This is a genomic window from Nitrosomonas sp. Nm34 (assembly GCF_900113925.1).
GTDB lineage: Bacteria > Pseudomonadota > Gammaproteobacteria > Burkholderiales > Nitrosomonadaceae > Nitrosomonas.
On record NZ_FORD01000011.1, the window covers coordinates 41,983 to 63,047 of the forward strand.

18 protein-coding genes and 2 pseudogenes are annotated in these 21,065 nt (G+C 45.1%); 6 read left to right on the forward strand and 14 right to left on the reverse strand.

The window, feature by feature from the left end:
* Window positions 1-377 precede the first annotated feature (377 nt).
* Window positions 378-1,433, forward strand: coding sequence for a bifunctional 23S rRNA (guanine(2069)-N(7))-methyltransferase RlmK/23S rRNA (guanine(2445)-N(2))-methyltransferase RlmL (rlmKL, locus tag BM283_RS06755; RefSeq protein WP_090691236.1), 1,056 nt, complete (start codon window positions 378-380; stop codon window positions 1,431-1,433).
* Window positions 1,434-1,580: 147 nt separating this feature from the next.
* Here the strand turns inward: rlmKL and BM283_RS06760 are convergent, their stop codons facing one another.
* Window positions 1,581-1,901 (reverse strand): BON domain-containing protein, encoded by a 321-nt coding sequence (locus tag BM283_RS06760; protein ID WP_090691238.1) that lies wholly within the window; start codon window positions 1,899-1,901, stop codon window positions 1,581-1,583.
* A gap of 573 nt (window positions 1,902-2,474) precedes the next feature.
* On the opposite strand from BM283_RS06760, the gene BM283_RS06765 reads away from it, so the two are divergent.
* A complete protein-coding gene (locus tag BM283_RS06765; protein ID WP_090691241.1) occupies window positions 2,475-3,953 on the forward strand; it encodes a tyrosinase family protein in 1,479 nt (492 codons plus the stop codon).
* Between the two features lie 100 nt (window positions 3,954-4,053).
* Window positions 4,054-4,533 carry a hypothetical protein gene (locus BM283_RS06770; protein WP_090691244.1) on the forward strand — a complete coding sequence of 160 codons (480 nt, stop codon included), beginning with the start codon at window positions 4,054-4,056 and terminating at the stop codon, window positions 4,531-4,533.
* Window positions 4,534-4,739: 206 nt separating this feature from the next.
* On the opposite strand, the gene BM283_RS06775 is transcribed toward BM283_RS06770, so the two are convergent.
* The 7 genes and pseudogenes from BM283_RS06775 to BM283_RS20500 all read right to left on the reverse strand — a co-directional run.
* Window positions 4,740-5,111 carry a Kelch repeat-containing protein gene (locus tag BM283_RS06775; RefSeq protein WP_175492054.1) on the reverse strand — a complete coding sequence of 124 codons (372 nt, stop codon included), beginning with the start codon at window positions 5,109-5,111 and terminating at the stop codon, window positions 4,740-4,742.
* A gap of 276 nt (window positions 5,112-5,387) precedes the next feature.
* Window positions 5,388-6,635, reverse strand: a complete 1,248-nt coding sequence (locus tag BM283_RS06780) for a cupin domain-containing protein (RefSeq protein WP_090691252.1) — start codon at window positions 6,633-6,635, stop codon at window positions 5,388-5,390.
* A gap of 17 nt (window positions 6,636-6,652) precedes the next feature.
* A complete protein-coding gene (locus BM283_RS06785; RefSeq protein WP_090691255.1) occupies window positions 6,653-7,795 on the reverse strand; it encodes a cupin domain-containing protein in 1,143 nt (380 codons plus the stop codon).
* 5 nt (window positions 7,796-7,800) lie between these two features.
* Complete coding sequence (locus tag BM283_RS06790) at window positions 7,801-9,642, reverse strand: GMC oxidoreductase (protein ID WP_090691258.1); 1,842 nt, start codon at window positions 9,640-9,642, stop codon at window positions 7,801-7,803.
* A 50-nt stretch (window positions 9,643-9,692) separates the two neighbouring features.
* Window positions 9,693-10,769 (reverse strand): gluconate 2-dehydrogenase subunit 3 family protein, encoded by a 1,077-nt coding sequence (locus tag BM283_RS06795; protein WP_090691261.1) that lies wholly within the window; start codon window positions 10,767-10,769, stop codon window positions 9,693-9,695.
* A gap of 361 nt (window positions 10,770-11,130) precedes the next feature.
* Complete coding sequence (locus BM283_RS06800) at window positions 11,131-12,447, reverse strand: alpha amylase C-terminal domain-containing protein (protein WP_254776239.1); 1,317 nt, start codon at window positions 12,445-12,447, stop codon at window positions 11,131-11,133.
* A gap of 333 nt (window positions 12,448-12,780) precedes the next feature.
* Window positions 12,781-13,041: pseudogene (locus tag BM283_RS20500) on the reverse strand (hypothetical protein); the annotation flags it as partial.
* Between the two features lie 780 nt (window positions 13,042-13,821).
* Here BM283_RS20500 and BM283_RS18000 point away from each other — a divergent pair.
* Complete coding sequence (locus BM283_RS18000) at window positions 13,822-14,136, forward strand: hypothetical protein (protein ID WP_139225210.1); 315 nt, start codon at window positions 13,822-13,824, stop codon at window positions 14,134-14,136.
* 296 nt (window positions 14,137-14,432) lie between these two features.
* Here BM283_RS18000 and BM283_RS06805 read toward each other — a convergent pair whose 3' ends face one another.
* The 4 genes from BM283_RS06805 to BM283_RS18005 form a co-directional block, all read right to left on the reverse strand.
* Window positions 14,433-14,663, reverse strand: coding sequence for a hypothetical protein (locus tag BM283_RS06805; protein ID WP_090691267.1), 231 nt, complete (start codon window positions 14,661-14,663; stop codon window positions 14,433-14,435).
* Window positions 14,664-15,038: 375 nt separating this feature from the next.
* Entirely contained in the window at window positions 15,039-15,305 is a 267-nt protein-coding gene (locus BM283_RS06810; RefSeq protein WP_090691270.1) for a transposase, read from the reverse strand.
* On the reverse strand, window positions 15,268-15,522 hold the full coding sequence (locus tag BM283_RS06815) for a transposase (RefSeq protein ID WP_090691273.1): 255 nt from the start codon (window positions 15,520-15,522) through the stop codon (window positions 15,268-15,270). The genes BM283_RS06810 and BM283_RS06815 overlap by 38 nt, the downstream gene beginning before the upstream one ends.
* Complete coding sequence (locus BM283_RS18005) at window positions 15,522-15,785, reverse strand: hypothetical protein (protein WP_139225211.1); 264 nt, start codon at window positions 15,783-15,785, stop codon at window positions 15,522-15,524. The genes BM283_RS06815 and BM283_RS18005 overlap by 1 nt, the downstream gene beginning before the upstream one ends.
* Window positions 15,786-16,303: 518 nt before the next feature.
* Between BM283_RS18005 and BM283_RS06820 the strand changes: the two genes are divergently transcribed.
* Window positions 16,304-16,684: a hypothetical protein gene (locus tag BM283_RS06820; protein WP_139225212.1), complete on the forward strand. Its 381-nt coding sequence runs from the start codon at window positions 16,304-16,306 to the stop codon at window positions 16,682-16,684.
* Between the two features lie 488 nt (window positions 16,685-17,172).
* Here the strand turns inward: BM283_RS06820 and BM283_RS20320 are convergent, their stop codons facing one another.
* Window positions 17,173-17,307, reverse strand: a complete 135-nt coding sequence (locus BM283_RS20320; protein ID WP_302848278.1) for a hypothetical protein — start codon at window positions 17,305-17,307, stop codon at window positions 17,173-17,175.
* Window positions 17,308-17,392: 85 nt separating this feature from the next.
* Here BM283_RS20320 and BM283_RS06825 point away from each other — a divergent pair.
* A pseudogene (locus BM283_RS06825) lies at window positions 17,393-18,618 on the forward strand (IS66 family transposase); the annotation flags it as partial.
* Between the two features lie 244 nt (window positions 18,619-18,862).
* On the opposite strand, the gene BM283_RS06830 reads toward BM283_RS06825, so the two are convergent.
* Complete coding sequence (locus tag BM283_RS06830; RefSeq protein ID WP_175492055.1) at window positions 18,863-21,028, reverse strand: amylo-alpha-1,6-glucosidase; 2,166 nt, start codon at window positions 21,026-21,028, stop codon at window positions 18,863-18,865.
* Window positions 21,029-21,065: the final 37 nt, after the last annotated feature.

A 21,065-nucleotide genomic window follows, 5' to 3' on the forward strand; every position in this document is an offset into this window, starting at 1 on the left:
CAAAGTTTTAATTAAATTAATGTTAACCTGTTCCGGTACACCTTGGGGCTAAATAGTATTCAACCCAAGAACTTCTTGCAGGGTATTTATTACCGTGATGCTATGCCTACTGAACTGCATGGGTAAGTGTGACAAGCTGAACGTTCTGGCAGTTCAGTTTTGTTACACTAGTTAGTTGAAGTGGTATTGGATATTTCAACCAAACTTCATTTTGCTGGCATCAAGCTAATGCGCTTGATGCTGCAAGTTCTAGTGATAACAGAAAGCAGCCATAAGTTAGCCTTTTAGCAGAACAATTTATACTTTGACAAAATAACACTACCTTGTTTTAGACAAGAAATCGCTCACCCTGAATCTCTTTTTTGTAAGATAGTATAATGGATCATCATCTGAAAAAAGCTTTCTTTGAAACTCAAGCTAAGCCCCAACAAGAGCACGTCAAGCAAACCGACCGATCTGTCCAAACCAGTCAGTCCGACAGTCAGGCGGAAATGTTTGCCAATCGTTTACGCAAAAACCTGAAAAAACTAACGAAATGGGCCAAACAGAATCAGGTCTATTGCTACCGATTATACGATGCTGATTTGCCGGAATACTCGGTAGCAATAGACCTTTATCAAGGTGAGCAAACCTGGGTCAATGTTCAGGAATACGAGCCACCGAAAACGATTGACCCTATCAAGGCCCACCAGCGACTCGTGGGAGCGATGGCAGAAGTAGCGAAGGTGTTAGAAATTCCAGCTGAGCAAATATTTTTAAAAATTCGCCGCAAGCAGAAAGGCACCGATCAGTACCAAAAGCATGGCAATTCAGGTCGCTTTTATATCGTTGAAGAAAGCGGGTGCAAATTCTGGGTGAATTTTGAGGACTATCTGGACACCGGCCTGTTTCTCGATCACCGGCCAATGCGTATGTTGATTCAACAACAAGCTAACGGCAAGCGTTTCTTAAATTTATTTGCCTATACCGGGAGCGTTACGGTACATGCCGCGGTCGGTAGAGCGACGGCCAGTGTCACGGTCGATATGTCCCAAACTTATCTGAACTGGGCGAGACGGAATTTCGACCTCAACGGCATCCGTGGCGATCACAAGCTGGTGCGTGCTGATTGTCTTGAGTGGTTGGCTAAACAGGCTGATTCAAAACAAAAGCAACACTTTGATCTGATTTTTCTTGACCCCCCAACTTTCTCCAATTCCAAGAAAATGGGTAAAGCCTTCGATATCCAGAGTGATCATGTACAATTGATCCGCAATGCTGCGGCGTTGTTGGCGCCAGGTGGAGTATTGTATTTTTCAACCAACTTCCGTCGCTTCAAAATGGATAGAGAAGCGCTGATGGATTTGACTATTGAAGATATCAGCGCAGAGATGATCCCTTTGGATTTCGCTCGTGATACTAAAATTCATTATTGCTGGAGAATTTCCCGATGAATGAGTACGTGCATATCATCAGAAAGAGTAAGATTATACTCCTAACGGATAGTCATGCCGAAATGTTTGTAAATATGACTAGACTAACAGATCACTTCTGTTAGTCTAGAGCCGAAATGAATAGGTTACGATTAACCATGTAGCGATCTATCGTCCCTTGACTTGTAGGACATTCTTAACAGATTTCACGCCTTCGACACTACGCGCCACTTCGGTCGCTTTGTCAATATCGGCTTTGGAACTGACGAAACCACTCAGTTGAACAACACCCTTAAAGGTTTCAACGCTGATTTCAGAGGATTTTAGTGTGGGCTCCTGGAAAATTGCCGTTTTGACTTTCGTGGTAATGACAGAATCATCGAAATATTCTCCAGTTCCTTCTTGTTTGGGCGTTGAGGCGCAACCCAAGAAAAAAGCCATTACAGCAATTAAAAAGAAAGTGGAGAAACGGTTATTAAGCTGTGTCATAGCAATGCTCTCCTAGAGGATTGACGGAAAAAACATCCTTCGTTATTTTTAGCGTAAAGGACGCTCGGTTTATAAATGCTCACCTACATAAATTATTGGATGTATAAACAATGCCATAAGTTCATACTCATCAGGCACCGACACAAGTATTAGACAACAGGCATCAATATTGCCTGCTGAGATTTTTATTCCCAGCAATTCCCTGACGATTAATGATCAGGTGCAGCCTGAAACGAGACAATGACGAACAAACATTGCATATTAAACTAGAGATTCTGCCATAACTAATATACAAGCATCTATTTTTACTATAATGTCCATCACATCTATAAGCTATTAAGGATAGGTGAGGATAGGTCAGCAATAGAATTTGAGAAGGAGCTTAGCAAATATCTGGTTTTATTTGACTAATCACATTATCTCTATTGCAGTACTGGAAAAACAGCTTTAATTAAATAACAATAGCTGCGCTAACCTGGTTGTGTTGACCAACAAGGCAGCAAATTGGATGTCTTGTTAGTTCTTTCGCATAGTACTCTTCATAGTTATATTACCAATAAAGGGGAGCAATAAATGGTATCGAGACGCAACTTCCTTAAAATTTCTGCAGCCTGCCTGGCCATCCCAGCGGTATTTGGAATGAGCAATACATTATGGGCGCAGCCAACCCACTTGCGGGTTCGAAAAAACTTGATGACCCTTGCAGACAATGATCCATTCTTTGAAAAATATGGCGAAGCGGTAAAGGCCATGCACGCATTGCCTGATACCGACCTGCGTAGCTGGTGGGGTCAGGCAACCATTCATGCAGACTATTGCCAGCATGGTACCCTTAACTTTGTATCGTGGCACCGCCCATATATAGCGATGTTTGAGGAAATCTGCGGAGAACTGATTGGCGACAGCAATTTTACACTGCATTACTGGGATTGGAGCAAGAAGAATGGGATTATTCCCAACCCCTTTTACGACAACCCTCTACTTAATGTCACACACTGGAATGATCCGGGGGAATATAATGGGATTAACTGGGGACGAATCGACAGTCTTCCAATAAGGGCTCTGCAAAAGGGTACAGGATTGCAAAGTGATCCAGTACGTAGTGGTAGCTTTACGGAAAGAAACTTGCAGACCATTTTGCGTCAATCTTCATTTGTAAACTTCAACAACATGCTGGAAAGGCAGCCACACAACAATGGGCATGTCATTGCTGGTTTCCCGGCAAGAGGGTTGCCCGGGCATATTGGTGATGGCTTATCTCCACTCGACCCAATTTTCTGGATGCACCACTGCATGGTGGACTACATGTGGGCAAAATGGCAAGCTGCAGGTAACACTACTCAGGACAACGACGAAACTTACAGCGACATGTTTGTAGACAAGGACGGTAATCCCATCACCTTTACTTCCCAGCAAGTGCGAGACTTTACCAAACTGGGGTATACCTATGACGACTTGATTGGCAAAGAGCGTTTTGAAGCGATGTTGAAAAACGCCGAAATTTCGAGTGCCTTTCAAGCGACGCTAGCAGAACAGCTAAAAAGCGCGAAATCTATGTCCTTAGGAACGAAAAAAGCAAGCATCACCGCAAGTGTTGGCGAAGAAACCAGTCTTTCGGCTAAAACCACGAATTTGCTCAGAAACCTCCAGAGCAGCCGCGTGTTTCGCACTACCCTTGCGGGCGAGAAGCTCCTGGCCACGGAAGGTGCGCGCGTTATAGCTGTTCTAAAAAATGTCGGCTGGCCGCAAGGCGGGAATAACGGTCTGGTAGTGAATGTTTTTGTGAATTGCCCTTATCTGACTCCAGAAACGCCTTCAACCGATCCCCATTATGCTGGAAGTTTCGGTTTTTTTGGCTCTGCAAAGACGACAAGCATGGAGCATGGCACCAGTGTGATGGTAGACATTACTGCGCCGTTGACGGCACAGGCTGGAGCAGGCAGGCTGAACGATGATATCAAGGTGCAACTGATGCCAGTTAATGCAGCCGCTGAAAGTAAGAATACTGCTTCCTTTACTGTTACAGATTTAGAAATTATACGGCTTGATTGATGCTGGATGGAGCAATAACTTCTTACCATCTCGAGCGTACTGCTGGCTATAACGGAATTTTAAGCTGGGAACTTACCTACTGCCATAGAATAGGATGAGCATGAAACCATCGAGACGTGTTGCCATCGGGAGTCTGGTCGCAGTATTGCTGATGTTTTTATGTCAAAGGTGTTATGCGGATATGGTCGTAGACAAAGACCGCATCGTGCAGATGGCTCTGAAGGGGATGATCGAAGACAAAAAAACGTCTACTATCTTAGTTGTGCGCTATAAGGTGCTTGCTGCTCCCAAGCAAGAGCATAGCGTGATCCAAATCATATTTTCTCCCGTAAAACTCAACACGGACGATAGCATAATAATTCAGAAGCAGGAAGACTGGATGAACGAGAACACCCTTGGATGGATCACTCACTACCCTCCTGCCCGTCAGGGGCAAACGGGAGAGGTTCGTTTGTCCATTCCATTACCCGTCCGTGAAACAGCAGAGCAGCATTTTGTGCTATTTCGGATGCTGCCGGTCCATCCTGAAGGAAAATTAGAAAAGAGCCGCCTCCAGATTATTTCTGTCCACCTGGAGTAAATAGCGTGAGTTCGGGATAAGAAAAGCGCAAAAGGAATAGTGTAGTGATTCTTATGTCCGAACTCGCGTTAAATAATAAACGCCAGCTTATTTAGTAATGACATGTAAAACATCATGTCGATCTGTATTAGTGACTAGACCTGGTTCATTAGTACTCGACTGAAATGAAGACAGAACCAGCTCTACCTCCAGCTACATATATCCAGCTATCCGTAACCGGTACCTACATCTTGACCTTCTTTGGGCATTGAAAACCCACCGAACATATAAATTTTACCTTCTACGGAAGTCAACGCCATATGATGCAATTTGACGGGCATGTCATTTTTACGTGTCCATTTATCGGTTTTCGGATCATATTCCATCACCATACCAAGCGGCTCCCAATTGAGCCCTAATCCACCGAACATGTAAAATTTATCTTTAGTGGAAACGCCTATCACCTCCTCAGCTCCGAGAGGTGCAGATGCCGCTGTTCTCCATTCATAAGATTGTGCTGGAATATTATCTTGAGCACTTAACTCATTACTCAACAAAAACATCAATAAAGCTCCTACAGCATGCTTGGATAGGTTCATACTGATTCCCCGCGAAGTGGTCATTATTAAGGATGATAGATAGTTACTTTATAATCAAAATAATCATTAATACTGCCATGACCAATTGAAAAATATCTCGTAAATTGGGTATTTCCGTCATCGCAGCCCATTTAACTTCTTTGTTCATCTGATAGTGGAGTTAGTGGCTTATACTTTCCGAGAGAAGCAGTCTTGCCTTAATATTAGGCACAGACTTTTCTAACTGCAGTGTTTAATCCTTATGTCAAGCTCACGTTATATGGAACATAATAAAGGCTAATCGTAGCCACCACACATGAATAGAGAAATATCTTCATCCGTAGCATTAATCAGAGCATGGAGATTGCCACCTTTCAACATAGCAAAATGTCCCGATCTTAAAGTACGGATTTCAAAACATCGCTCTCGTTGGGGCATCTTTAACCAATCTCCGATTACCATAAACCCTTGGCCTTCCATCATCAAAAACATTTCCTGATTATCTCGATGGCGGTGCAGACCAATGCCACACCTTGCTTTTAAGAGATGTAAATCCATGTAATCGACAGTAAAGAATGGCTCAAAGTTGTTGTTATGATTTTTGGTACCAAACGCATTGAAGTTCCAGGAATTTAACTGACGTCCTAATTCATTTCGGCCTGAATAATAGCCATAATTAGACATCAAATTCCGGTATTCCAAAAAGCCAACTCCTCCATGAGGGTTAGGGCTGATCCCAGCTCCCAGGAAATTGTCCCAACCTCGCAAAATCATGTTAAATTCATAGTGGTAGTTAGCTCCGTTTTGTGAGTCCCACTTTTGTTCGTAAAAATCTGCCCAAGCTAGCTCTATATGTAGTGGTAAGATTGGGTGCATGGAATTGCTGGGTGCAACATTTATCATGTAGAGATCATTCAATTTTTCCCGGTTAAAGTCATGCATATTTCCTTGCACGAGAGCGTTTTGGACGATCAATTCTCCTCGTTGTAGTGCTTCTAATCCTTTAGTATCCAGCAGTGTGGTTAGATCGCTACCAGGATAACCCCAAAATTCAACTTCATAACGATCGCTGCGTGGATTGTATGGCACTAGGACAATGATAGGCCCTACGTTAGCAACTTTAATCCAGAGTTTGATTTTTTCACCTAATTGATTATTGGTTGAAGCCGATAATTGAGAATCAGGTCCCCCGCGATAGGAAACACGCAGGAATGGACCTGTCCAGTTTCCAATAGTTACCAGGCCTCTGATGAGCACTGTGTCAGTGCTCACAAATTCTTTGACGTTCTGTTTCTGGAAGTCGGTCTTATTATCTTGCAGCGATGGGTCAAGGATACCTGCGTCCCCTCCTTGGGGACCATAGAAAGTGAGTGAGTGATAGGGGAACAGATACTGTAGATGTTCAGATAGATAAAATTCACGCTCTGCAGCCAGCTGCGATCGCTCCATTAAATTCATCAATTTCAGCAGCGGATTGCTTTGGTCATAATTGGGGGTTGTGCCGGATGGCACCTCAACAATAATATCCGAGTGAACAATAAACATAGAAAATATTTTCCCTTTTAGACCGTGTGGTATAGAAAAGCTACAAACTTGAGCGGTATAGTGCCATTATTGCGGATGCCGTGCATTCCTCCACTCTTCGTGTAGATGACACTACCTGGTTTAACAGGAAGTTCTTTGAAATCTCTGAAGCCCAAGCCCATCACCTGCCGCTCCACCGTGGGGAATGAATCAGTAGCCGGATCGTCCCCAACCCGTAGATAAGCTATCCCCTCACCTTCGGTGATGTAATACAGCTCTTCAGTGCCAATGTGCTGATGATTACCTTCAACTTTACCGGGCGGTATGGTGACTTCGTGGAAAAATATCATTGACCCACCCAACTCACGCTGAACTACCCAACGCATCTCAATAATATTGTCATCGTGCAATTCCTGATTGTCAGAATCCATCATTGCATTTTGATAACGGACAGGTTGAATATCGGGTGTTTGTAAGTACCAGCCACGCTGGAAGTTGATGAGATAATTCTGATCCAGGATAGTATTGTTGGGAGAACTCGGGCTAGATGTGCGAGGTTCCTGGTGAGATCTCAAATATCCGTTATCCCATACTGTATCATTGTCATTAATGGTGTACCCCGTGGGCAGATCGCGGTCATTTTCACGAAATGCTAGCTCTAGCTGCCTTAAAGACTTGATCTCCTGTAAAGCTGGATTAAAAGCTCGTACTCGTGTAATCGGGCAGTCTCGGCCCATCTGATCCAATACTTGGAAATCATGAAAAGAATTACCCGGTGGCTCTAATGTTTCCCAAATCTCTACTTGAAACGCATCTACCCAGGGGCAGTAGTGGAGTTTAACTCTCGACTCAGCCATTTTTGTCATATTGTCTGGCATGAGTTTGACCCAAGCAATGAGCTGATCCCTAAGGAAGCGCCGCTTTTCACGGGCCTGCTCAACCAAGCGACTGGCTCTATATTCTATTCGCAGGAAGTTGCTGAGAAACTGGCTGTCTAAGTAGACTTCTCCCTTAATAACATTGATATCGAAGTAACTGCGAACTTCCTGGACATTGTATCGGTAGCGATCACTACGAGTGGCATTTAAGTATTGGGCGTGATAAATGCGATCAGGGAAAAAAACGACTTTAAATATTTCATTCCAGGGATTTGTCTGAATGGTATTAAAAGCGGGATCCATAGTTTTTACAACCTCTTAAGCAATTCGTCAGCAACACGAAAGGAATTAGCCTGAATCGTTAAGGTTGGGTTCGCGCCACCTGAGGTAGGCATAAATGAGCCATCCGTAACGTATAGATTGTCAAAATTCCAGGCACGGCAATGAATATCCAAGACCGAATCACGGGGGTCAGTCCCGAATCGTGCTCCACCTAGAATATGGTTGGCAATGCGTGCCAGGGCGTTCTCAGCATTGAAAATACCACCCTGACCTTCAAACAGAAATTGAAATTCTCCGGTATTATTTTCTCCACCATATTTGAGAATCTTTCCACACATCCCGGCCAAAGTATCCATCAAATACTGATCATGTCTGTGCCATGTTTTGATGATATAAGCTACCGGTCGGTTCCACTTATCTGAAATGGTTGGATGCAGCTCAATTCGGTTGTTTCTTTGAGGCACCTGGTTAGCCATAAAACTTACAGATAGCCCTCTCCCTATGTTTTCATCCAAGAAATCTGCTAAACCTTGGCCTGCCAAACGAGTATCGTCAATAAAGCCTTTCCAGAGCGTATCAAGATCCTGACTTCCATGATTACGTCCTATGGAAAGAGGCAAAGCCTGGTCAGATGTATTGTTATAAATGGCACCTCCAGCCCATAAACCATTGTTTTTCAAAAAATCTTCTGTGGCACAGCAATCTGTCGCCCAGTCGGCGTCTAAGGCCATTGACTTGTCATTCCGGGTCGGCATGAGAGCGCTGGCGCCTCCAAAACAATGGGTTAAAAAATATCTTCCCAACAGGTCATTTTGGTTGATGCGTTGATCAAATTCGCTATTGAACCTTGCAGATAGCTTTAGCAATCGAATCGATTCAATTGCAGAACAAGCTACCACCACCAGGTTACCTTCGACAGATAGTTGCCTCCCTGATGGATCCCGATACATCACACGATTTATCCTGGCACCGTCACATTCTAGATGGGTGACAATACAGTTTGCACGAATCTCAAAATTCGGTTGGTCGGAGATTGGACTCAAAAGAGCTACCCAAGTATTCGATTTAGCACCAAGGGGACAGCCGTAGCGATTAACGTAGCTGGTTTTTAAGGTTTCTGGATCGGTAGGAACTTTTCGCCCACTTGGTGGGTGATCGCGAGTGATCACTGCCAGAGGAGTACGGTAAGGTAATATTGGATCGATAGGGTTAAGCTCTCGCCCTAACTGCTCCATTCCAGCTTTGGCGTAACGACTTATAGGGTTCGGTTCCAGGGGAGGCTGGTAGTTGTCCTTACTAAAGCGTTTAAGCTGATTATCAACCGTTCCGTTGAAACCAATTAATTCTTCAGCCTGGGTATAATAGGGCTCAAGTTCATCGTAGCTAATTGGCCAGTCCCTTGCTTCCCGCTGTACATCCCCATCAGGATCATTTTTGAGATCAGTGCGACCCGCATTGAAGCTTTGCAATTGAAAATCAGTGGGAGTAAAACGCAAAGATACTCCCCCATATAGCTGGGTGCCACCCCCTACAACTTGAGCGGTATAGCCTTCAATTGTAGCGCGATCTTGTCCGTCTGCCCCACGGTAGACATGGGGCTCATCATTAATATCTGGCTCTACGTGACTGGAGTAAAAACCTTCTCCATAGTTAGCTACTCCAGGGACCTGGACTCGCTTTTCCGTTCCATCGGAGATTAACTCATCGCGTTTAAAGTCACTCAATCCATTCGTATTTTGATATTGCGGCTTAAATAACGGGCCTTTTTCTAAAATCAGAACTGATTTGCCTGCTTTGACCAATGTGTAGGCTATCGGTGCTCCTCCCGCTCCACTACCAATAATTATTACATCAAATCTGGTTTGCATAATAACTCCTACTCACAAATGCCGGACTGTTCAAACCGTGGTAGTCATTTTTAGCCGTGATAGTCCTTATTGATCCCTAACGGGGATTCAATTGCACGTTGCCAGTTGAATAAAGTGGTTTTTGTCGCTGTGTCAAAATACCGTTCCGCAAGGTATGCCCATCCTGCTGCTCCAATATTTCCACCATATTTAGGATGGGAAAAAGCGCCTGTAAAGGTGTGGCGTCGTAAAAGCTCCCAAAAGTAGCGTGGTCTACCATACTTACTGTAATCCCAACCTGGAACAGTATTTGCCGCCATCTCGTTATAGAGCTGGGCATACATTTCTACTGATATGTCCTGCGGGTCGATAAAAGGATTCCGTTGCCTCAACACTTGATTAATTTCGCTAATGCAGATTTTGTAATCAATCAAATGATGGTTTTCTTCTCGTGCCAGAATACAGTCAATATAATTGGTTGCGCCCACTGATTCATCAAGACGGTAAGCAGATGGGAAAAGAGCAGCTTTGTCTTGCTTATCAAGAATATTATAGTAGCGATCGATGAAATTCTGTCCTTCTCGAGTACGAAATGGCAAGATGTGGGCCACAAGCCGCTGCAAGATAGCATATTCCCAATCTTCAAAACTGAGGGGCTGAGTACAGAATTGGGTGAAAAATCGTGACCAGGTCTTATTGTTATCGAGAGTAACTCGCTGTGGGTTAATCGGATCTATAATATATTGATTATTAACCAAGTACTTATAGAAATGGACTTCAGCTTTCGGTACAATGACGGTCAAGGCAAAATACCCAGTATTTTCCCCTAAAAACTGAATAGGTCGAAGGGGAATGGGTTCATAAAGTGTGGCAAAAGTGCCAATTACGCCAACGCTTATAGGAGAAACAACACCCCGATTCTGATAGACAAAAGTTACTTGGTTAACTGCATAATTAGATTTAGAACTTGTCCCATCGCTATAAGTAGCGATGAGAGGAAATCGCCATGATTCAGCGATGCTAGCCCTGGTGTCATCACTGCCAAATTGTCCAAAATTATGTCGTGGATCTGTATTATCCCTCGCTAAATATTTAGTACAATGGTTCAATACATACTCAGGATCAGGGTCCAGAACTTGAACTGCCATTTATTTCTCCTTGTTCTTGACTACTAATGCTCAACCAGACAATTTAAGTTTCCTTATCAAATAATGCACATTAACAGCTTGTTGTAATGGGAAAGTGCATAAATAAATGCCCCCGAATTAAAGCTCAGCAAGAACGATGGCTCAAATTTCCTTATGTAATTAAAATAAGTGATAACTAATATTTAAACAATAATACGTTTGCATGCATTTTTAACCATAATAGCAAGAATGTTGAAAAAGAATGGGCATGAAATATCACTACTTTTATTCTTAAATAGAAGACTTGAGGCATTCCAATTTCTGTAGCATTTCCGCATGAGATATGAGCTCTCAGCCGCATCTCAAGTATAAGATCCAGCAGCTATCTCGCAAAAACTAAGAGGCTATTTGCTGGTAGCACGAGCGATGCGGAAAAATTGAACTCGTGCAGCGGCTGCGTATCCGCCCACACCTGACCACCATTACCGGCAACTTGAGGATTTACCCAATGATCGTATACGTCACTGTTGAAGACCTCGCGCCAATTTCCGCCTCCGGGAAAACCAATACGATAGCCAAAGCGATGAGCGTTGCCTAGATGAACGACTACGAGCACATCGTGGCCTTCGCCCTCCACCCACCGGTGAAAGATCAATATTCGATTTTGATCATGCGTATGCACTATGCGGAATCCCTGCCCTTTTAGACCTGGGCGGCTATTGCGCAGATGGATCAACTCCCTTGTGAAGCGGAGATGGTCAATCATGTCCCTGTCTCCTTGCTCAAGTCCGGCCCAGTATAACAGCAAGTTATGGTCATTAACGAAATCGTCGGACCACTGCTTATCTTCGAGGAACTCCTGTCCCATGAAGAGCATGGGGATACCAGGTGCAGTCAGGCTCAACCCAGTAGCGACCCGCGCACGACTTCGGGCAAACCATGAACGCGCGTTCGAAGGATCACCTAAATTGCTGATGCGTAGTTCCCGTCCCTTATAAACCATATCATGGTTCTCTGGCCCTTGTACAAAATGCCAGTGTTCGTAAAACCCGTCTGGCCAGAGGTTACGCGCAAGCACCGTCATATCGAGTGGTCGCTCGTCTGGCACGCTTGCATTTGCTATGACATTACGAATAGCGATCCGAAATCCGTCTGTCAGAGTCGTATCAAACCCCGCACCTTCTGGTAGTCTCTTCACGATGTAGGGGTTGACATTCCAATACTCGGCGAGATCCATGGCACTTGGGTTGTTTGCAAGGAGCGTTGTCGTGAGATCCTGGCAAAAACTCCAGCCATATGGCGCCCCGTCATGATCGATTACCTCAACACGATCATAGCGAAAGCCATCCACACGATATTCGTTCAGGAAGAATTTGGCATTCTGAATAAGGAAATCGCGTACTTCCGGCTTGGCAAAGTCGAAAACAAGCCCGCCCGCGTGGCCCTTATCCGTAAAATAGAGCGAATTACGGTTCCCGTCGGTAGTCGCTTGTCGATCAAAGAAATATATACTCTCATCACCGAAACTTCCGCCGGCATGGTTATAGACTACGTCAAGCAGTACGGCCACCCCGTACAGATGGCAGATATCCACAAGCGCTTTCAGTTGATTCATTTCGCCATATAACTCGGCCACTTCATATTTCTGCTGGCCCTTCGACTCCAATAGCTCATTCACCTTGGCGACGTAAGATGTCAAATCTGCATCTGCCACAGCGTAATCCATTTCAGGAGAGTAATAGTCAGTTCCGTTGTATCCAAGACTAAACTGCGTCTGAAACTCTTGGATAGGCATAAGTTGTAGCGCAGTGATGCCCAACTCAGTCAAATAGGGGATTTTGAGCGCGACGTCAAGAAATGTGCCGGCTTTGTTTGGAAGGTTCGGAGTGAAGAACGTCCCTACATGAAGTTGATAAATCACAAACTCATGAAAAAGCGGCGTGACGAAGCCGAGTTCGTGCCAAGGAAAATCCGGTTTTCGGATAATGCATTTGCTGGGGAAGGGTGTTTCTAACTCGCGCGCGTAAGGGTCACGTTTGGGCCCCTCACTCCCGTCACCAACTATATAAAACAAGTACCGCTGCCTATCACGCACACCTGGAATAAAACCGAGCCAATGACCGTGGTTGTCGCGCGTAAGTAAACCGGTATCGGTACGTAGATGCCCGTTGAAATCACCCACAACATGAACGGAATGGGCATATGGTGCCCACACACGAAATGTAGCACCATCAGCGATGAGGTTTGCTCCCATTGGTGTCCCGGAGTGAGTGTGCTCAAGCGATGCCGGCATAAGATTAGGTCCTTAGATAAGGTTTATAAAAAAAAGAAGCTCTCTTTTTAAAAATACCTATTCTTCAATAGCTTATCTAATATGCAGGCTAATGCAATACGTGCAAACACGTAGGAATTAGTAAATTTGTACTATTACTTGGTTTAAGAGGTAGCTTCTTCAACAGATAAAGTCTGAATCATTATTTCCGTGAAGTGGTCCTCAAAACTATTCACATTATTAAAGTGAGGTATGCTGAGTTTTATCGAGTCCAAAGTTTCCTAAAATAGTTATGAAACAGCGAGACAACCACCTTTACCTGAGGAAACCTCTAAAAACTAGGTTTATGCTGACCGGCAAGGCGAACTCACAACTGTAGGTATTTTACGAAGCAGAATAAATAATTTATGATTTTATATATCTGTATTTATAAGATATTTAATATTTGATTTTCAAAAATTATTTTTTATACAATTATGTAGCTTTATCCATAAAAAATAAAAATTGTATACATTTGCATTATTGCTTTGTTTTTTGCTACTCACTTATATTGATAAGTAATAAAGTTGGATTGCCTTGATTAATTGTCTACACATCGCTTAGGGTATTTGTCTACTTTGTTGATAATTTCTTCTATATTGATCATTTCTTCCATTTTGATGATTTCTTGTTTATTTAATTGATTACAAGAGAATTAGCTAATGTAACTTTTCATGCATTAAGCTTATTTCTATACTTCTCGCTATAAGTTAAGGAGACAAAGCTATGTATAAATCAACTTTAACATTGGTAGGAACAATAATGCTAACTGGTACATTGATATTCACCAGCATAGTATTTTCTCAGAATGCTTCGAATGACCAGATGCCTGCTGGTAGTACTAATACTCCTGGTACTTCTGATAACCCTGATAGCCTTGGTACTCCGAGTACCTCTAATAATTCTGATACATCTAATATTCCCGATACCTCTGGTAGTTCTGTTAGCCCTAGTACTCCGGGAAGCTCTGTTACTCCTTATATCCCGGATAGCTCAGTTACACCTTATACCCCGGGAAGCTCCGTAACTCCTTATACCCCAGATAGCTCTGTTAATCCTGGTAACCAGGGTAAGTAATCACTAAGTCACTCGTTATTAAAGATATTATTCGTGTTGTTTTACAGTTTATTTTGAAGCCACCTATTTTGAGTAGGTAGCCGAGATCTCAAAACCAACTATAGACGGATAGCGTATTCCCTGCCTAAGCAGTAGTTTTTTATTAGCTCAACACTCGGTTATAAGAATTTATTATGAAGTAAAAAACACGACTTTCTGGCTTGGGGCTATCCGCTACAGCAAGTGTTTGAGTACCAGCACAAAAGGATAAACCCTTAGAGTTAATGGGGCTAAAATTGAACAAGTTTTCAGCTTTTCTATGATTTGGATATCATACCGTCTAACCTCAATTCCTTGACCAGCATAGCACTGGAGCTCAACTCGACAAAATGTTGAGAGACGTGCTGGATGATTCTGGCTTCATACTCGTTGGGTACCTGCCTGCGATTTTCGACATCATAGCCAAGTGGCGGTATGCCACCCATCCATCCCCCCTTTTTCTTGCTAGCAGTAATTTTGCCACGAATGCACTCACTGGTAACTTCCATTCGAACAGGACAAATGATAGCAAGATGTTCAGTATCAGCCGGGCCACCGACATCGTGGTATTGAAATTGAACTATTGATCACATAGAGAGAAGGTATCTGTATCGCTCAAGGATTTCCACTATCATGGAAGAATCTTCCCGGCAGTTCGTGAAACAAACGATTCTGCTAACCTCGATGTTGTTCATCAAGTGCCTCCGAGCCAAGCAAGCGACATTCCCACCGCAATAACCGTGATAGTCACGGTCGTCAGGGAATAGTATTCAGTCTTCAGAAGAGAGTCTGATGACAAAATTGTTTTCAGCAGAATGCAGATAACTACTGAAGATCAGATTAACAAAGAAGTTAACTGGACTGCGATGATGGGAATGCTCGATTTATGAGATATTCTTCAATTGGTCATTGACACCCTCAATGATCGAGCGTTTACGTAACAGGATTTTGTCAAATAGCGGCAACAGTTTGTTTTTCATGTTCTTGCGTACCCTGGTAACAAGCTGCACGCCTTGTTCCCAAAGTTGCTCAAAGAGCGTTTGCGAGATGTAACCCCGATCACCAAAGAGTTTCCCAGACAAGGAGCGCGCCAGTTCCGGTACCGGATCACGGTCATCCCCATTGCCCGCTGTTATTTTTACCCCTGGCAATTACTCCCTGGTCATTGATGACCAGGTGCAGCTTGAATCCATAAAACCAACCCACGCTGGTCTTTTCCCGGGCAGCAAACTCTGCCATTACTTTATGCGACCAAATACGCTGATTGTGGCACACACTGATCTTGATCGAATCAATGAAGCTGATGCCACTACATTGCCCAAAGCGGCTGGTCAGAAAACAGCACAAAGGCACCAGGCTACCTTGCATCAACTCCACAAAGGGTGGTAGCTCACCAACCCTGGAAAATGGGGCCGCTGATACTTCAACAGGTCATTCAGGTAATAGTGTTTAAACGTCCGGTAACCGGATAGATGAAACCCCACCATGATAGTCATGACTTCACTTAGACACAGCTCCCCCCGGCGACGACGCCGTTTCAGCGATGACCCCGACAAGCGTTGCTCCCACCTCGGCTCAAACTCTTTACAAAAATCGTCAATTGCACAAAAAATCAATAGTATAGTATCCATCGGAATCTGACTCCTCTCATGAGGAAACTCTTTTTGAAAACCATTTCATCATAAGGAATTCAGATTCCTTTTGCTGCTTTTTTATCCCGAACTCACGTTAATTAGGATTCGAATCCATTATGTGCCGTGGAGGTTGTGGTCGTAGGGCTCACCGGCGCAAACTTCCGAAAACCGCTGCTGTAACAGGCAGCGGATGGTTGGGTCTGGGATACGGCCTCTAAAGGCAGGACAATTAAGGACTAGCATGGTGTACCTCCTATGAAAATTGGATGAGAAAAAGCAAAACGCCCAGGGCCAGTTGATGACCGACGGCGCTTTGTAGGGTGCGACGCTTTCAGATTCTCGAGCCCATAGTGTCGCCGAAGGCTCTTGTGGTTGTTGGGTTAGATTATTGATTGCACTAGGGTATTTTATGGTCTCAGATATTTTGAGTTAGTACGACCAAAGTACAATTTCAATCTGACTAAGGTAATAAGAAAATCAGCCTCATCTAATTTTATTTACTGAGGTGGATGATCATGAACTGCAAAACATGCGGTAAAGATCTCGGATTAGGCCCTCGTTATGTTCTCTTAGATGAAACACAAATGTGCCTTTGGCGAGCACCCGACGCAATGCCGGAAGTCAATATCGGGGAAGCTGTCATACTCGGTTATTATTGCTGTGAGCAACATGCGATTGAGGCTGCTAGCTCATATTTAACCCTTGCAGGTGGCGAAGCTACATGGTCAAACGTTCTACCGATCGATAATTGCGGCATTTGCAAAGAAAGTTTTAATACTAATACATGGCATAAAGTGCTTACATTGAGTAAAGAGCGTGGTCATGAAAGCAAGCCTGAAATTATCAACAATCAATATGTGGCTCGATTTTGTCAGAAATGTAACCCCGTAGCTTGATGCTCTTGCTGGCAGAGGACAACAAACAGCTGATTGAATTAAAAGAAGACCAATTATAAGATGTCGCTAACTCTTCATGCTCACCAGATTGGCTATATTGCTTATTGATCAGAATATAGGTTTCATGTCATCGCCACTGAACAACTTTGACAGTGACACTTGTTCTTGGAGTCCGCGGGCGATGTACTTATCGGCCGAAGTTAGTATCCCCCTAAAATCTTCGTCTGAATAGGGGGCTATCCATAATTTCACTCGATGGCTAACGTTGCTTTAAGCAGCACTGGTTAAAATGGTTGTGTATACGAAATGTCGTAAACAACTCACAACCATTTGTATTTAAATTATTAAACATTTTAACAACATTTCAACCGTAAATAAGTATCGAGAAATTCTATAAATGTTTACATTTATTCGCCCTGAATTAGGGAGGAAGCTCTGCTGACTGCACGACAGTCTTGAAGGTTGTCCAAACGGATGAAGCGATCCCGTTAGACCTGCTCACCCACGCCTTTAAACTTCTCAACAAAAGCAACTATTTTCTGGAAGACACTCTGCTTTTTTGTCAGGTACTGCGGGTTTAACGGGCTCATTTTAGGCAGAATGGCATTGAGCTTGATGATCATTTACCAAATCTTTTCAAATTAAATCTGGCAAGAGTTTTAACTCACCAGTTGCCATGAAGTGTTAAGCAATGTTTTATCTTCATATATTGAACACTATCACGAGCCGCAATCCTGTCAGTGCAGGCAATGTGGCTGTGATCTGGTCAAAATTGGCGAAGACACCACCGAGCAGCTGGATATGGAGCCGGCAAGATTTTTTGTCCATCGCCACATTCGTGCGCAATATGCGTGCAAAACCTGTGAAATCATCACCGCAGAGCCTGTTCCACCCGCTGTAATCGATGGTGGTATGGCCGCGCCCGGCTTGCTGGCCTGGGTGATGACTAGCAAATATCTGAACCCTCTTCCCCTTTACCGTCTTGAACAAATCGCTGCGCGTGAAGAGGTGAGGTTATCCCGCTCTACCCTGGCCGAATGGGTGGGCCGTGTTGGTGTCGCCTTGCAACCGCTGGTAGATCGCCTGACCTGGCATCTTTTACAGGGCAGCACGCTTCATGCTGACGAAACCCCGGTGGCTCAACTTGATCCCGGCAATGGCAAGACTCGTAAGGCTTATTTATGGGCCTATCGCAGCAATGATCTGGAACCTGGGCCGCGCATCATCATCTTCGACTATCAAGCTGGCCGTAGTGGTCGGGCATACACAAAACTTCCTGCAAGACTGGCAAGGTCATCTGCTGGTGGATGATTACGGCGGATACAACCCCTTATTCTCATCAGCATCGTCCTGCACTGAACTAGGCTGCTGGACTGATGCGCGCCGTAAATGCTTCGAGCTGCACCAGGCCAATAACAGCTCCATGGCCATGGAAGCATTGCAACGCATCGGCATGCTGTATGCCATTGAGGCCGAAGGCAAACACCTGACGATCGAAGACCGTCAACAACTGCGTGCAGAAAAAAGCCTGCCCACACTCAATGCACTGCATGACTGGCTGATACAAACCCGCTCACAAACTGCCAACGGCGGTGGCTCTGCCAAAGCGTTGGACTATACTCTCAAACGCTGGCCAAGTCTGATTCGTTACGCACAAAGCGGTCATCTGCCCATCGACAACAACCCGGTTGAAAATGCTATCCGTCCCATTGCACTGGGTAAAAAAATTGGCTATTTACCGGCTCAGAGCGTGCCGGCCAACGCGCAGCCGCTATCCAAACTCTGTTCGGTACCGCTCAACTTAATGGACTGGACCCATCTGAATAGCTCAAAGATACGCTCATTAAACTTCCCGCCTGGCCTAAATAGACCATATCGATCAATTGTTACCCCTAACACCGGAGTTCATTAAATCACTAAGCCAGAGAGAATGACAGGTGGTGTCGTTGAACGCTTACATTTGATTAGCTTAACAATTAGGCTAATCTACTACAGCCCCTTGATTAATCTTATTCCATTTCTAAATCACACCTAACTTTGTCGATTTCACTTTGTCATATTATTTATGCTGTTTGGGCTTGCCTTTTGTCATGTTTGATTTTGAAATAAAATTATGATGTCAATCCACCTAATCTTATTTTGAAATATGCCGGGGTTATAATGAGGGCTTAGGGCTTGTTATTTGACGACCACGACCTCTATGTCGCCTTGCCGATGCATGACAATAATCCCGACATCCAGTTTATGCCGCCGGACAAGCAGATCCACTGAGGCCTTTCCTATTTGCAGATTCTTGATCTGCAACTCATGCAGGAATACCGGGAGTATCGGGTACATAAACTGCACTTTGGCCTCAGACGCATGAATCGATATACCCAGACAAGCTTGAAGACCCATGAAGGCGGAAGCCGCAGCCCAGGCCTGGGGATTACAGGCGACAGGGTAGCGGGTCAGGCCTTGGCCGGGTCGGCGGACAAACCCGCAAAACAATTCGGGCAACCGGTGGAAATCCACGACCAGGCTGGCATCAAACAAGCTAGTCATGATCTTTTCCACGTCAGCCATCAAACCATATCGGGCAAGACCGGCTGCGATGATTGCGTTGTCGTGAGGCCACACGGAGCCGTTATGATACGACATTGGGTTGTAGCGTCTCTCCCCATCCGCCAACGTGCGCACCCCCCATCCGCTGAAGTGATCATTGTTCATCAGGGTGTCGGCCAACCGAACGGCGCGGTCGGGACTAGCGATCCCAGTGTACAGACAGTGACCCGCATTGGACGTTCTCACGCGACAGGTTTTCTTATGCCCATCCAACGCCAGTGCGTAAGTGGACAAGTCTTCACACCAGAACACCTCTTCAAATTGTTGTTTCAGTTTTTCCGCCTGCTGACGGAGTTCGTTCGCTCGTTCCGGTAATCCGAGCGCCTCCGCCAATTTAGCGCCCTGCTGCTTGGCGTCATAGACATAGCCTTGTACTTCGCACAAGGCGATCGGGCCCTCCGCTAGTTCTCCGTTCTCGTGAAAAACCGAATCACTCGAATCCTTCCAGCCCTGATTATCCAGTCCTGTCTGGGACTTTCGATTGTACTCCACGAATCCATCGCCGTCCTGATCACCATACGTATCGATCCAATCAAGGGCCAGTTCGATATTCGGCCAAAGGGTGCGCATTAACGCGAGGTCGCCCGTCCGTTCATAATAGGCTCCCGCCAACATGACAAAGAGCGGTGTCGAATCTACACTGCCGTAATACAGTCCAAAGGGAATCTCTCCCAGCGCGGCCATTTCCCCCTTTCGCGTCTCGTGCAGAATCTTCCCCGGCTCGGCATCTTGCGCCATCTTCAGTTCCTTCGCCTGGGCCGACGCCAAGTAACCGAGCACTCCGCGAGCGATCTGCGGTTTGATCCATAACGCTTCGAGCGCCGTAATAATGCCGTCCCGGCCAAATGGCGTGCTGAACCAGGGAACCCCAGCGTACGGATAGGGCCCCTCGGCCGTCTCGGTGACCATCATGCGAAGGTCTACCAACGAACGGTTCCACCATTCATTGAATTGCTCGTTAGACGTATGAATCAGGCAATCCTGGCTTTGTTCGGCTTTGAGCTCCATCTCGGTCTCGGCCACTGCATGATCGTACGCAAAACAGGTCCGCAGGTTCGCGCCGATATCGCAGCAGATCGTGACGGTAACCAACGTCTCGGCCTTTGGGTCCAAGGTCATATTAAACAGCGCTTGCGTCACACTGAGTTCTGTCGGAATCGGCGAAAACATGATCCTGGTTTGACGCAGCACTCCGTCGAGTCCCTCGTAGGGCAAGACGAGAACATTCTTTTCCACCACCCCGTGCAATTGTTTCCCTTTATGTTGCCGTTTTGTGCCACGGACTTCAAAGATATCTGCAAAATCCGATTCGAACCGGAGTCCGATCTGTATCGATATGACGGCCAGACTGAAATTAGAGAAACGAAATCGTTCATATCCCACTCCGTTCCACAAAAACCGGGAGCGAAAGACATGCACGCTACCCCGCGGAATGTCGATCCGGCCTTCGTGATATAGGTCCGGATTGGTCAAATCGACCGCCAACAACGCATTGTCTTCCTTGATGGTGGAACTGAGCAGCATCGGCCGACCATTGTTCAGAAACAATTCCTCCCGGCTCAGGAACCGCGTCCCTTCGTGATACAAGCCCTGTGTTCCATGACCGACCAGTTGAATATCGCCATAGCGATCGAAGACACCGAAGGTTTCTCCATGCTTGAGCACCCGGGTCCGATTGTCCGCCATGGACGAGCTGGCAAGAATATAAAACTGATCATTGATGTTGATAATCTCTTCCACAAAAACCTCCATTACGCTTGCCGAAATGATTACACGA

Excerpts from the sequence above, each read along its gene's own strand:
- rlmKL (WP_090691236.1), top strand. The coding sequence starts at position 378 with ATGGATCATCATCTGAAAAAAGCTTTCTTTGAAACTCAAGCTAAGCCC.
- BM283_RS06760 (WP_090691238.1), bottom strand. The coding sequence starts at position 1,901 with ATGACACAGCTTAATAACCGTTTCTCCACTTTCTTTTTAATTGCTGTA.
- BM283_RS06765 (WP_090691241.1), top strand. The coding sequence starts at position 2,475 with ATGGTATCGAGACGCAACTTCCTTAAAATTTCTGCAGCCTGCCTGGCC.
- BM283_RS06770 (WP_090691244.1), top strand. The coding sequence starts at position 4,054 with ATGAAACCATCGAGACGTGTTGCCATCGGGAGTCTGGTCGCAGTATTG.
- BM283_RS06775 (WP_175492054.1), bottom strand. The coding sequence starts at position 5,111 with ATGAACCTATCCAAGCATGCTGTAGGAGCTTTATTGATGTTTTTGTTG.
- BM283_RS06780 (WP_090691252.1), bottom strand. The coding sequence starts at position 6,635 with ATGTTTATTGTTCACTCGGATATTATTGTTGAGGTGCCATCCGGCACA.
- BM283_RS06785 (WP_090691255.1), bottom strand. The coding sequence starts at position 7,795 with ATGGATCCCGCTTTTAATACCATTCAGACAAATCCCTGGAATGAAATA.
- BM283_RS06790 (WP_090691258.1), bottom strand. The coding sequence starts at position 9,642 with ATGCAAACCAGATTTGATGTAATAATTATTGGTAGTGGAGCGGGAGGA.
- BM283_RS06795 (WP_090691261.1), bottom strand. The coding sequence starts at position 10,769 with ATGGCAGTTCAAGTTCTGGACCCTGATCCTGAGTATGTATTGAACCAT.
- BM283_RS18000 (WP_139225210.1), top strand. The coding sequence starts at position 13,822 with ATGCTAACTGGTACATTGATATTCACCAGCATAGTATTTTCTCAGAAT.
- BM283_RS06805 (WP_090691267.1), bottom strand. The coding sequence starts at position 14,663 with ATGGAAGTTACCAGTGAGTGCATTCGTGGCAAAATTACTGCTAGCAAG.
- BM283_RS06815 (WP_090691273.1), bottom strand. The coding sequence starts at position 15,522 with ATGCAAGGTAGCCTGGTGCCTTTGTGCTGTTTTCTGACCAGCCGCTTT.
- BM283_RS18005 (WP_139225211.1), bottom strand. The coding sequence starts at position 15,785 with ATGGATACTATACTATTGATTTTTTGTGCAATTGACGATTTTTGTAAA.
- BM283_RS06820 (WP_139225212.1), top strand. The coding sequence starts at position 16,304 with ATGAACTGCAAAACATGCGGTAAAGATCTCGGATTAGGCCCTCGTTAT.
- BM283_RS20320 (WP_302848278.1), bottom strand. The coding sequence starts at position 17,307 with ATGATCATCAAGCTCAATGCCATTCTGCCTAAAATGAGCCCGTTAAAC.